13 protein-coding genes are annotated in these 12,693 nt (G+C 56.4%); 1 reads left to right on the forward strand and 12 read right to left on the reverse strand.

All coding sequences use genetic code 11. The features are described 5' to 3' along the window. Position 1: 1 nt before the first annotated feature. Positions 2–448 (reverse strand): DUF7964 domain-containing protein, encoded by a 447-nt coding sequence (locus NO887_RS09770; protein ID WP_256397176.1) that lies wholly within the window; start codon positions 446–448, stop codon positions 2–4. A gap of 838 nt (positions 449–1,286) precedes the next feature. Between NO887_RS09770 and NO887_RS09775 the strand changes: the two genes are divergently transcribed. Then, a complete protein-coding gene (locus tag NO887_RS09775; protein WP_256397175.1) occupies positions 1,287–2,597 on the forward strand; it encodes an AAA family ATPase in 1,311 nt (436 codons plus the stop codon). Positions 2,598–2,828: 231 nt separating this feature from the next. Here NO887_RS09775 and NO887_RS09780 read toward each other — a convergent pair whose 3' ends face one another. From NO887_RS09780 to NO887_RS09830, 11 genes are all read right to left on the reverse strand, one after another. Then, positions 2,829–4,460, reverse strand: a complete 1,632-nt coding sequence (locus NO887_RS09780) for an MBL fold metallo-hydrolase (RefSeq protein WP_256418118.1) — start codon at positions 4,458–4,460, stop codon at positions 2,829–2,831. A gap of 242 nt (positions 4,461–4,702) precedes the next feature. Continuing rightward, positions 4,703–4,933 carry a hypothetical protein gene (locus tag NO887_RS09785; RefSeq protein WP_256397173.1) on the reverse strand — a complete coding sequence of 77 codons (231 nt, stop codon included), beginning with the start codon at positions 4,931–4,933 and terminating at the stop codon, positions 4,703–4,705. Between the two features lie 2 nt (positions 4,934–4,935). Further along, complete coding sequence (locus tag NO887_RS09790) at positions 4,936–5,244, reverse strand: PadR family transcriptional regulator (protein WP_256397172.1); 309 nt, start codon at positions 5,242–5,244, stop codon at positions 4,936–4,938. A 56-nt stretch (positions 5,245–5,300) separates the two neighbouring features. Next, the gene (locus tag NO887_RS09795) at positions 5,301–6,548 is read right to left on the reverse strand and encodes a DNA cytosine methyltransferase (RefSeq protein ID WP_256397171.1); all 1,248 of its coding nucleotides are present in this window, start codon (positions 6,546–6,548) and stop codon (positions 5,301–5,303) included. A gap of 8 nt (positions 6,549–6,556) precedes the next feature. Beyond that, positions 6,557–7,294, reverse strand: coding sequence for a hypothetical protein (locus NO887_RS09800; RefSeq protein ID WP_256397170.1), 738 nt, complete (start codon positions 7,292–7,294; stop codon positions 6,557–6,559). Between the two features lie 157 nt (positions 7,295–7,451). After that, positions 7,452–7,916 (reverse strand): hypothetical protein, encoded by a 465-nt coding sequence (locus NO887_RS09805; protein WP_256397169.1) that lies wholly within the window; start codon positions 7,914–7,916, stop codon positions 7,452–7,454. A gap of 7 nt (positions 7,917–7,923) precedes the next feature. Continuing rightward, positions 7,924–8,661: a hypothetical protein gene (locus NO887_RS09810; protein WP_256418119.1), complete on the reverse strand. Its 738-nt coding sequence runs from the start codon at positions 8,659–8,661 to the stop codon at positions 7,924–7,926. Positions 8,662–8,718: 57 nt separating this feature from the next. Next, complete coding sequence (locus tag NO887_RS09815) at positions 8,719–9,078, reverse strand: hypothetical protein (RefSeq protein WP_256418120.1); 360 nt, start codon at positions 9,076–9,078, stop codon at positions 8,719–8,721. Positions 9,079–9,219: 141 nt separating this feature from the next. Next, a complete protein-coding gene (locus NO887_RS09820) occupies positions 9,220–11,076 on the reverse strand; it encodes an archaea-specific SMC-related protein (RefSeq protein WP_256397166.1) in 1,857 nt (618 codons plus the stop codon). 101 nt (positions 11,077–11,177) lie between these two features. Further along, complete coding sequence (gene rdfA / locus NO887_RS09825) at positions 11,178–11,885, reverse strand: rod-determining factor RdfA (RefSeq protein WP_256397165.1); 708 nt, start codon at positions 11,883–11,885, stop codon at positions 11,178–11,180. 158 nt (positions 11,886–12,043) lie between these two features. After that, positions 12,044–12,679 (reverse strand): hypothetical protein, encoded by a 636-nt coding sequence (locus tag NO887_RS09830; RefSeq protein WP_256397164.1) that lies wholly within the window; start codon positions 12,677–12,679, stop codon positions 12,044–12,046. Positions 12,680–12,693: the final 14 nt, after the last annotated feature.

Below are 12,693 nucleotides of genomic sequence, written 5' to 3' on the forward strand. Positions count from 1 at the left end.
GTCACTCTTGCGTGTATTCGTCGTACTGTTTTTGAAGAACTTTGTTCAGCTCGGTCCCATCCCGGTAGTCGGCATTAACCCCACCCTCCACGTCACTATCGAAGATCTCACCCACCTCGTCATCTTCTTCCAACCGCTCTGCCTCTTGCTCGAGTGCGTCCTCGACCTCCATGACGACGCTTTCGACAGTTCCATCTGGTCCCTTCTCGGAGTCTGGTCTGTTTTCTTTCTGTATGACCTTGTTCCAAGTCTGCTTGGCGGGATCGTAGCTGACGCCAACGACATAGGATTCGGTGGCTAGAACGGCGCTTACGACCAGCGATCGCGAGCGGTCCTGGTCCGGATCGAGTACAACATTGATCGGTGCGGCAGCGACAAGTGAGCCGCTCCTATGGAGAGACTGGAGCTCGTCAACAGACAGGGGGCGGGCCGGTAGGCTTGAGAGCATAGGACGGAACTCGTTGCTTGCTCCTATACGGTTTGTGGTGTAGTTCCACACGTAGGGGCGGAAGAGACAGCGAACTCACGTTGGACGGAGCGCCACGACCAGATGTCGGTTAGTTTCTCTCTGTTGATTGTTTCTACACTCGCCAAGACTAGTACTCGGTTCCGGAATCGGATGTTGGTATAGGAGGGGGAGAGGGGGGGTCTATGAATAATGGAAGCGGCCCAAAAGGTGGGGTGGGGGGGTCGCCAGAATCTCCCGCTAGACCCCGTCAAACGCCGATAACTCGCTCCATGACCTCCCAAACCCTCATATCCAAGATCCTATCTTTAAAACTGAGGGTTTTATATAGGATACACGCTAACCATATCCGCGATGGGAAATAATCAAGTTGTGTAGTAGACAACGCGATTGGTGTTTGACAGGACCGAACCACCGTGAGATCGACTTCTGTCTTCTCCCGTGGACTGTAGCTACGGTGTCTCTCTCGTGGTATCTCCCGTGTTTTCTGGTCGTTATCTCCCGTGAGGGGGACACCTTCTGAGCCCGATCCATTATTCATAGACCCCCTCCCCCCACCCTTACCGATAATCTGCGTGATTGGACTGTGGTGATCTCGAGATCGGGTGGCAATTCTGTGTTTCAAATGTTTGATGGGTAGTTAGGCCACACAATCCTTGTCCGTCCTTTTGACCGAACGCTTTCCGTCCACTATTCATCCGTCTCTGTGTCTCTGGCGGGCTAAATCGCCCTAATAGTGTGATAGAGGGCTTGTAAACAGTGTATTTAGATATTCACAGGGGGATATCTTTTTAACCCCTCCCCTGTAAGGTAGTTTCCAATGACAGGATCGGGCAATCTTTCTATTGGTGATATGGTCCGGACTGAAGAGCCGGCCATATTCCGAAATCGCAAGCTGCTCTCCACGTCCCGCATCGTGGACGAGGATCGTATTGTGGGTCGTGAAGAGCAAATTCAGTCGTACGTCACGCTGCTTCAGTCGCTCAAGACTGGCGATACCCCGCCCGATATACTCGTCTATGGGCCAAGCGGCACTGGGAAGTCGCTGATCACTCACCGTGTTGCGAGCGAGTTTCAGACTGTCCTTGCCGAATCTGGAAAGTCTCTGGCTGTAATCGAGCTCAACTGCCAGTGGCTGAATACGAATTATCAGGCCGCCGTCGAACTTGCTGAATCTCTCCCCCCAGAAGCGGGCTCGATCACCGTTCAGGGAAAATCGACTCAGAAGGTTCTCAAGGAATTCTTCAAGCGACTCGAGGAGAATTTCGATGCCTCGTTGGTCATCGTCGACGAGGTCGATCACTTGGTGAATCCGGTCGACAACACAGATGAACCGGCTTATTCGTCTCTCCTGTACCAGCTTTCGCGCGCGGAGGATCTCACAGATATCGAGACGTTGGGAGTCATCGCAATCACGAACGCTCCCGACTTCGTCGAGGAGCTCGATCCACGGGTTGATAGTTCGTTTAACCCCCGAGATATCGTCTTCTCCGATTATGACGCGAACCAGCTGAGGCAGATTCTGTACCGCCGTGAAGATGCTTTCGTTGAGGGTGTCCTTTCGGACGACGTCATCCCGTATGTGGCGGCTCTCGCGGCACAAGACCACGGCGATGCTCGGAAGGCTGTTGACCTACTCCGCACCGCGGGGGCGCTAGCACTCGATGAGGACGCCGAGAAAGTATACAAACACCACGTCGACCGGGCTCAAGAAGAGGTCGAGCGCGATCGCCTGCTTGAGCAGGCAAATGGCTACAGCAGTGGGAAGAAACTCGTTCTGTTCGCGACGGCGGCTGTCCACGCTTGGTCTAGTGATCCGATTGACTCTGTCCCGAATCCTGTCATGCAGCAAGTGTACTCGTTCATGTGCGATATAACTGAGTTCTCTGAGAAATCACAACCGACGCTCTCTCGGTATGTTGACGAGTTCGAACAGGGCGGTCTAATCGAGACTTCACATGCTAGCAAGGGGGTTTCGACCGGTGTTTACCGCCAGATCAAAATGGCTCGTTCTTCGGAATTACTTGTGGAGACTCTCTCTGAGAACGACAGTAGCATTCACGACTTGCTCGATGATCGTGAACTGATATCCTCGGTCGTGGATACGAAACTGAACGAGTTCTACAACTAACGGGTCTCACCGTTCCATTATTCATTGACCCCCCCCCACACCGTTTTTCCAGTGTTCTTTCCCACATCCATTATTCATTGACCCCCCACACCGTTTTTCCAGTGTTCTTTCCCACATCCATTATTCATTGACCCCCCACATCGTTTTCCAGTGTTCCTGGCTGGTTCCATTATTCATTGGCCCCCCTGTTTATTCATGCCACTGTTGTCTGCGGCTCCGGGTTCGGGCCTGTCAGCTTCTACTACGGCCAATTTCGATGGTGTCACCGGCGGCGATGCCTTCTGTCCCGCCGTTGATCGGCCTGAGTAGGACGTGCTTGCTGGTCACCTTCTCGACTGTCGCGACTGTTGTGTCGTCGGTGATCTCTTCTTTGAGTTCCTCGAGGTGCGCGATCGCCGACTCTATTTCCAGGACCCTTTCGGATTTCGGAGCTGGTGGGGTGTTCTCGGCAGTCGGTGTTTCTGCGACGGCCCCGTCGGTCCGGATTGGTTTCGGCTCCGCACCGGACGTTGTGTTGTACTTCGCATCCACGGGGTGGGATGGTTTGGAGAAGGTGATCGAGCTCATGTCGAGGCCCTCAGCGGCGAGACTGACGTCGTCAAGGGCGTCCAGCGTGTGGCCCTCGGCGGGACGGAACTCGATGTTGGACCTCTCCTGTGTGGTCTTGAGGAGGTGTTTTGCCGCCTTGTCCTTGACCCAGAAAGGGGCGACCCACTCGCCGTTGCGGTACAGGGTGTAGCACTTGCGCTCTCTGGGTGCCCAGACGATCGCACTGTACTTGTCCCGGTATCGCCGGAGTTCTGACCCCTTCTGATGAGTGAGGTAGATCTCTCTCGGGTTCACAAGTTCGATGTACTCGTCGACGGTAGTCTCCGTGGGGTGATTGCTGAACCGAAACTGGTTGAGAGTACAGTTGTAGGAACCGATGTCTGCTTCCTCGTCACCACTCAGGAGAATGGCTCCAGCGTTCGGATCGTCTTTGATCTGCCTGAAGAGCTTCCTCGCACCTCCTTCTGTGGGCAAGTCCGGTCCAGTGATCGTGATTGGATTCTCGGAAAGGACGGCCTCTGGGGCGTACTTCGGGATCGCAGTCACATGAGGCGGGGTGAGGTCGAGTTTATCGAGCATCTTCGCGGCCTTCCCGACGACGGACACGCCCATCTCGAAGTCGCCCTCTTCAATCGCCGTTCCGAGCACTGTTGCGAAGTGGACGGCGTTCAGTGCTGTAGCCGTCACAAGGGCGGGCGAACCGGAGAGGCCCTGTCGGATTGTCGTTGCGACGGCCTCCGTGAGGTTGTCCTCAAAGTCTGCCTCTGTTGCGCCTGTCAGAACAACGAGATCGGCGTCTACAGGTGGGAGACCGGGATATCCGGCAACTGGCCGCCGGGTGAAATCACCCGTGATGAGGATGGATTCAGTTTCCCCGCCGCTCGATAGCTCGAGGTAAAATCCGATCGCGCCGGGCGTGTGCCCAGCTGGAACGGCAGTGATATCGATCTTCCCGCCAATGGTAACGCCGTCGTCCACCGGGGTGGCAGAGCGTTTGATCTCTGACTTGTCGATGGCGGTGTCCACAAAGTTGTTCGCGTCGTCGACGGCGACGTCGAGGAGGTCAATGTTTGTCTGAGAGGTGTATACGGGCGCACCATCTCGCATGTTCTCACCCAGCGTGGCGTAGTGGTCCATGTGGAGGTGGGTGAGCAGGATCCCAGTCAGGTATTCGTCCTGACCGAGCAACCCGTCAACATCGACCCCTGGGCCGGGGTCGACAAGGAGGTTCACCGACTGTCCTTGGAGAACCCCCTCAACGGTAAGGAGTACACTCGTCTTCGACCGGTTCGCGTATTGGCATTTGATATTCATGATCTGTGGATAGTCACGTCCTGCTGACTGATCTAACCTTCACGGACCAATTATAAACCCATTTGGGTCAGATCAGCAATTCAACTTCTATCACCCCACCCTGAGAGCTAAAAATCTCTCTCCCAGTGTGAGTTTTTAGCCGTCGATTCCGGCAGTCACGTTCTAAAACCGCAACAGCGTTACAACTCATAGCCGCCGGGGCGTTGCTCTAATTTGGGGGTGTTAGCGTTGTGGTAGACTCTTCACAGCATGATCCTCGCTGCGAGACCAGCCATCACGCCGATGGTGAGGATGGACGCGCCGACGAGCGGGCTGTATCCGAATTCGATGCTTGCGGCGATCGACCAGCCGCCGACAAGAGCGCCAGCGAGTGCTCCACACTGAAGCCGGGCGGCTTCGTTTTCGTGGTCGATTGCCTTGGTCAGGTCGAGTAGCCGGTCACTGATCGCGGTCTTGCTCTCTTGAAACGACATCGTCAGTCACTCCGGACGGCGGCGTTGAGCTTCGCGCTGGGCTGGAAGTACGACTTCTGCCAGTGATGCCGAACGGCCAGCATCTCCTTGCCCAGTTCTGTGATCACGTAGATGTTCGACCGCTCGTCTCGCTTCGACTTGTCGACGAGGCCCTGTTCGCTGAGTTGATCCATGTTCGGGTACAGCCGACCATGGTTGACGTCCTTGCCGTAGTAGTCTTCGAGCTCGTGCTTGACAGCCAGTCCGTGCGGGCGGTCCAATCCAGCGATGACATGCAGGATGTCTCGCTGGAAGGAGGTTAGTTCTTCCATCGCAAAAGAACGGTTCGCTGGTATGTGGTTAAAACACTTCGGTCAGATTGACTTTCTTACTCGTTCGCCTTCGCCGACTTTTTCGACGATGCGGTGGTCGCGGGAGTGATCTGTTCTGGGGTGGTTGAGAGGATGTTCGTACGGAGGTGCGTCGCGATGTTGCTCGCTAAGACTGGTGGGACTGCGTTCGCAACCATCTCGTACTGTTCTGTCTTCGTGCCGGCGAACGTGAACGGGTCAATGAACGTCTGGATACGGGCGACCTCGCGCACGGTGAGCCGGCGGACCTCGTCGACGCTCCCGTCATTTGAGGGGGTCTTCCCGATGTAGTGGACGGGTGGTGTCCCATCGGAGTGGGTCATTGTCGGGGCCGGCTTCTCGGGGTCGAGCCGGCGGGCGGTTGTCGGCGGGCCGGACTTCCCGAGTTCGTACTCGGCCATCTTCTCACGGTGCGACCGACTGTGGTCCTGGTGCTTGTGGTTCGTCGGGATCCAAACGTCTTCGCCGTCGCGAGTGACTGGGGCAGAGACGGTTCCGGGATCGACACGGGTTCGGGTGTATGCGTTATCGTGCGTGCGGAACCGCTCCGCGAGTGTATGGTGTATCGGGTCGTCTTTTGCGGGCTGGCTTTTGAGAGGCTCTGGGAGGTCGCTGAGCGCCTCGTAAGCCGTGGTGTATCCTTCGAGCCAGTTCCCGCCGTTGATGTCCGTCAGCCGTTGCTGGCCTTCGTTACAGACTCGCGGGGGTTCCCACTGGTCCGGTGGGGTGATGTCATCGCGAACCCCGAGGATGAATAGCCGCTTGCGGGTCTGGGGGACTCCGTAGTTCACAGCGTTGAGGGTGAGTAGCTTGACTTGGTAGCCGACATCTTCGAGGGCGTCTGTGAGCTCGGTGAGCGTGTCTCGGTGGGAGTGGTAGAGTCCGGTGACGTTTTCGATCAGGACCAGCTTCGGGTTCACAGCCGCCGCCCAGTCCACCATGGAAAACGCCAATCTGTTCCGGGGATCCTCTGTGTTCGTTTCGCCTTGTGCGGAGGAGAATCCCTTACAGGGTGGGCCGCCGGCCAAGAGATCGAGATCGTCGGGGAGCTTCGAAGCGTCGACGTCGGTCGCGTCTCGGTGTAGGGCGATGTTGTTGGCCTCGCAATGGTGCTGGTGATACGTCACCCGCGGCATGTCTGCCTTCTCCCATGCCGCAACGACTCGGAAGCCGCCGCTCATGAGCCCCCAGGTCATCCCACCGCAGCCGGCGAACAGATCCGCTGCTGTTGGGGCGTCCTCAGGACCTTCAAAATGTGGACACATAGTTGGTGTTATCGTACTTCTCCGCGCGGGCCGCTGCTCAGTTCGTCGTCTGCTGTGTGATCTGTCCCTCCGAGACGGTCGGATGGGTATCGTAGGTAGTGGCCGACGCCGTCCCCCCACTCTGCGACTGATCGGTTCTTCGTCTTGGGGATGGGGATCTCGATGGCGGGACAGTGACCGAGGATCCACCAAACGTACTGCCAGGGTATCGCTGAGCGCACGTCTTGCTTTCTTCCGCTCCACGAGTCGGGGACGCCCTTGGCCTCTGCGAGCTCCTTTACCGATTGGTCACCTCGGGTGTCGATCGCGAGGTCGGGATTTCCTTGGATGTACGCATCTGGCACATCGAAGGTCGTCTCGAAATGTCGGGTCATGCTGTAGGGTTCGCCGAAGGCGAGTCCGTTCACTCGGCAGTTGGCGTCGAGGTCGCCGATGGCGGTCGCTCGCGGAACGTTCTCCAGCACGTAGTGCGCGTGGTTGTCAAGAAGCCACTCGCGGAACGCATCGGGGATTCGTGGGTTCTCTTCGAGGGCGGCCTCCTTTGACCCGTAGTGCGTGGCTGAGAGACTCGAGTAGGCCGTACATGGCCAGCTGACCCACGCGACGTCGGCGATGGTCCCTGAGAAGGGAAGGTTGGTCTCTGAGGAGTCTCTGTGCTGGCTGGTGAACGGGCTGATCAGATCTGCTTGGAGGAACTGTCCGGGGTAGTCGTCTCCATACGGTTCGATATCGACGCCGAAGTACATGTGCCGGGGGAGCCACTTATCGAGGGCAATTCCGACACCGCCTCTGCCACAGAAGTAATCCGCCACTTGGTATCGCCATTTTGGGGTCCATGTCTGGGGCCAGTGGTTTCTATCGAACCGTGGCGTGCCTCGTAGATACTTCGGTGACGGCATTGTGCTATCCGATTATTCGCGATCGCCCACAGCGGGTACAGGTCTGCTTGTGTGACCCGGACTGTTGGAGGCTGGAACTGAGGGTGCCTTGGCAGTACGGACAGCCGTCTCCGGTGTGGTCGTCGATCGTCCCCGGCTCGTCACTGAGTAAGAGAGCGAAGACTTCGGCAAAGTTCCCGAATCGCCACTCTCCCGTCGGGATCTTCAGGCCGTCGCCGAACTCAGAATGCCACACATACACCCAGTCGCTGTAGCCGTACAGATCGACGCGGAACACTCTCCAGTACCCGTTGTCTGCGAGCGTCGTCGTGTACTCCTCGTGGAGCTCGTCGACGCCGACGTCATCGTCAGCGTCGAATTGTGGGTGGCTCTCGAGGAAGTCGCTGAGCCCGTCGCTAAACGGGAGTGGGTGTTCGGTGATCGGTGTGAAACTGCGTGGCTCGGTGGTTTCTCGTTCTCTAGTGGTCATTTCTGTATTAGGCGTGTCCGCCCCACTCGGGCGTTTCGGTATCAGACGGTCGGAATTCCACTTTGGGCTCTGCGATCTCGTGGCCTGCTTCCTCGAGGGCCGCGTGCATCGCGTCGGAGAGGCAGCTGTGTTTCTCATCGGAATCCTTGACCCGGTACGTCGAGTCGTCGACGGCGTCTTCATCGATCTCCCACTGTACATCCGCTTGTTCGTTGACGAAGACTTCCTCCGAGCCGTCCCACTTGAGTTCGCAGGTGGCCCATCGAGAGGTGTTGGCGTCGAGGTCCGGAAAGACCGGCTCCGTGACGATCACGGAAGGGACTCCGGTGTCGAGTTCTCCGTCCTTCGCTTTTTGAACGTGCTCAGTGGCTTCCCCGAGATGGGCGAACGTCTCCTCACACCCGGTACAACAGAGGACGATTTCACTGTTGTACGTCTCTCGGACCTCCGAACGCTGGTACTTCAACTCACCGTCCACCAGCTTCATCACTTCCTGTAGGACGGATCCCCGGTGTTCGCGAATGATCTGATGGCCGTGATCCGGAACGCGCGACTGAACGTACTCGTAGGTCTGGATATCGTTCGGCTCGACGAAACCCATCTGGTCGCCGATGAGAGCGACAATTTCTCCCTCCGAACCCTCCATCACGAGGACGTTATCGCGGCCGTGTTCGGTAGCGAGTTCATCATGCGCCTGTTCAACTGCCTCAACATCTTTCGCAGATTCCGACGTCTCGTAAGTCATCCCTCACTACATTCGGGGGATAAAAACAACTCGCGGCTCCCTTGCGGATTGGCTGGGCTATACAGCGCCGGTCATGGCGAGGGTAAGGAGATCGGCGAACACGACGTACAGGAGGGCGAGAACGAACGCGAGGAACCCACCTGTCCACATGCCGAGGGTGATAAGCGCAAATGTTGGCTTACTCGAATGGGCCATCCCTGGGATGCTCGTGAGGCCTGCGATCGTGAGGGCACAGAACCCGGCAACACCGAGGACCGGATTCTGTACTAACAGGGGAAGAACCAAGCCCACTCCACAGATGCTACCCACCGCGAGATACCGCTGTGTGTACCGGTGCTGTCTGTCCAATCGCCGTTGTGCGCGTTCTTCTATCGATAGCTCCTGATAGTGGCTCTCCTCTGTCGTGTTGGTTCCCATGTGGTTGTTGTATAACGGAGTATTCGTCTTTGAAACGGACTTAGGGCGTTCCAAAGTGCCTTCCGACTTTGCTATCTACCTCTAAATCAGCGCGTAAGGGGGTATAAAGGTTGTTTAACGGCCGGAAAATGGAGTGTTTGCCTATACGACTCGCATCTCTTCGTTAGAGACCACATCCCACTCGTCTGGGGTGAGGGTGTGGCCACCGAAGTCGCCTGCCTCGGGGTAGGCGGTGGTGATGAGCATCTCACTCGCACCCTCTAGGAATTCGGTGAGACCCTTGATGTGCTCGGCGGCGAGCTGCCCGACCCCGTCCACGAGAATAGCGGGGACGATCTCGTCGACATCAAACGCCTGGTGCGCTGCGAGCGCGGTCACGAAGCCGATAAGTTCGACTTCACCTTCGCTGAGGTTTGCGACCGACGTTTCGCGCCCGTCTCGCAGGACGACGAGTTCGAAGGCTTTGGTCGACCCGTCATCGGTGACACTCCGGTCAAGACGCAGCATCTCGAATCCGGGGTCGAACTGCTTGAGCATGTTCTTCATCGCCGTCTCGAAGCGATCGACGACTTCCTCGTGCTTCTGGTTGCGGCGTTCGCGAAGGTTCACGATCTCGTCTTTGATCGTTTCGAGCTCGTCTTCCAGATTGTCGGTTTTTCCGGCGGTTTCATCAAGCCGTTCGAGCTTTTCTCGGGCATTCTCGAGTTTCGTTTTCAGAGAGCCGATCTCTGTGCGAACCTCGGTTAGCTCCTCGTTAAGATCGTCTTGGGCCTCCTCGTACTGACTTTCCAGTTCGTCGATGTCTTCTTGGAGGTCCTCGACACGCTCACGGGCCTGTTTGAGTTCCTGTTCATCCTCTTGGATGTCCAGTTTGAGGTTGCCGATCTCGTCTTCGAGGTTGTCTCGTTTTCGCTTTTTCGACCGAATCGTCCGTTTTTTGCTTTCGAACTCGTCGACTTCTTGTTCGAGTTCGGACTTCTCCTCTCGGAGCTCGAGTCGCTTTTCGTTGAGCTGGTCCAGCCGTTCTTCGATCTCGTCGGCGGTGGTCTTGTCGCCCGACAGCCAGCAGACGATATTGTCTCCTTCGATGCCGTGTTCGACATCGGTCACAAGGTCGACTGCGTCTTCGTCGAGGACCTGCTTGTTCGCACTGTGGACTCTCCGAAGGAGATCGATCTGAAGATCTAACTCATCGATTCGCTCCTCTTTCTCGTTGATGTCCGTGTTGATCTTGGGCTCGGATGGGATCTCCAGTTCGTCCAGCTCGTCCTGTTTGTCTTCGAGATTGGACTTCTTGCGTTCGATCCGCGATTCGAGCTTCTGGATTGTGTTTCTCGTATTGTTCAGACGCGACCGCTTGTCGCTCAGTTTGCTGCTGAGTTCCTTTTGCTCGCTGTCTTCGTCTACCTGGTCTTCTAACTCGTCTTTGCGCTCTCGGGCTTCCTCAAGCTCTTTCTCAAGTCTCGTGACTTCTTCCTGCGCTTTGGGAAGTTTCTTGTTCGCCCGCTCAGCTTCATCGATCTCGCTTTCGATGCTGTTCCGTTCGCTCTGGAGCTGGGCGATCTTAGCATCGATCTTGTCGACGTCGAGCGGCTCCATCAAAAGCTCCGTCAGCCGCTCGTCACCATCGGGGGTCGGATCTCTCACCGCGGCTCGGACTGGGTTGTTCTCACCGAGGAATGCGAAGTGGTGAGCGCAGGTGACATCTGTCTCTTCAGTCAGGTACGGGTTCCCAGACCGAACGACGCTCCCACCTTCTCGCTTGAGCTCTACTCGGTAAGTACCGTCGTCGGTTTCCAACTCGGCGAATCCTTCATCTTGGCCTTCTGTGAGGGGGTGGGAACCATCGACGCCTGAAGTCCCCATTACCGTTTGGATCGCCTTCAGGAGACTCGACTTGCCTTGAAAGTTTGATGCCTGTACGACGTTTGTGCCTTCCTTGAACGTCGCTGTACCCGATTTGATCCCGGCGATGTTCTTGACTTGAAGCTTCCACATGGTAGTTATTGAATAGTGAGGAGTCTCTCCTAATAAAGCCTACCCAATATACTGCCTAAAAACGCCGTAGAAGGTGGATTGGTTGGCTGCTGGGAAGGTTTCTATACGGGCGAGGACTGGAACTCGTCTTCCATCTCAGCGGTATCTTCTGAGGCATCGTCAGCGAAGTCGCTATCTTCGCCCATGTGTTCCTTACAGATGTAGCCCCGATCGATAGCTCGTTTGAACCGGACCCGCGTCGTACACTTCGGACAGGACAGCATCAGGGGCACGCTCACTTCTGCCTTCGTCGCGTGGGGGATTTTCCCCTTGTTCTCTAACGACTTCAGCGCCTTGAGGGAATTGTCGAGTGCGTTGTTGAGTGCGTACTGGATGCTCTCTGCTTCCCAGTTCGAGTCTGTCTTCTCGTCTGAGGACTCCTTTTGCGCTTCCAGACAGTTGGTGAAGTGCCGGTATAGCGTTGTCTTGGAGATGAAATCACTCGCGAGCTGCTCTCCATCGATTCCATCTTGCTCCAGATCTGCGATTATCTCGTCTTTCGCAATCTCGTCATCCCCGGTGAGGGCTTCATAGTCGGATTCCACCTGCGTTTCGATGGTCCTCCGATCGTGCTCGGTGTAGACCTTCTTGAGAATTCTGAGGTTGAAGTAATCCGTTAGCTCCTGGAGCCCCGTCTTCGGGAATTCGTTATGCCCGTTCCACCGGGCTAGAAGGTAGTCATTCAGATCCCCAGTTACCACGTCGGTTTTGAGGTCGTATCGGTCGATAGCCTTCCCAACCTTACAGCAACCCACCATATTACCATTCACTACGGTTTACTCCTATACAAAGCTTGTGTAAAATGGCGTGGCTATTACATATGGGGGTATTTCAACCCGGTGGTGTGAATATCTTGGTGTGGGTCCGGTTCCGGTCTGTCAGTTTTTCGTGTGTTTGGGGTGGGTGTTGGTTGGTCGGCTTGTGTCAGTTATTCCTCATGCGCTGTCGCCATGACATCCGCCGGCCGTGCTTGGATGAACTCGTCTATTTCGTTGGGGTGGGCGATGTGATCGAAGTTGTCGGTGTCGTTACAGCAGCTACACTGTTGGTCGCGTAGCATGATTATCTGCTGTTTGTAGCCGTTCTCACGTTCTGGTGTTGGCGGCATTAGATCCGTCCAGTGGACCCTCTTCCCGCAGCTACGACACGAGAACTGTTGTTGGAGCTTCCCGATCTCGATTGCGTGCTTGACCTTGTTAATGATCCGGGCCTTTTCGATGTCGTTCTTCGTCGGGGGCGAATCGAAATAGTACGTGAGGTGGTCGTACCCGTGGTTGGCGTCGACTGCCCAGTCTGTCGCGAACGCTTCGTCGGTGTTGCCGTGGGAGATGAGGCCCTCCTCCAGCTTGTTCTCCGAGTCTCCGTTCAGATCGAGGCTGTACACCGTCGCGATTTCACCAGTGTCCATCTCGATGTCCTGGATAGGGACGTAGTTGATACCTGCCTGAGTGAGGATGGTTCGGGTGGGATCTGGGTTGAACTCACGCTGGAAGTAGCCTGATTCTCTCGCAAGCCGCGCAAGGTGCCGCTCCGTTGAGCCGTCGATAAGAACACTGCCCTCCATTACTGCTGACCCCC

The organism is Halorubrum laminariae, from assembly GCF_024494655.1.
GTDB lineage: Archaea > Halobacteriota > Halobacteria > Halobacteriales > Haloferacaceae > Halorubrum > Halorubrum laminariae.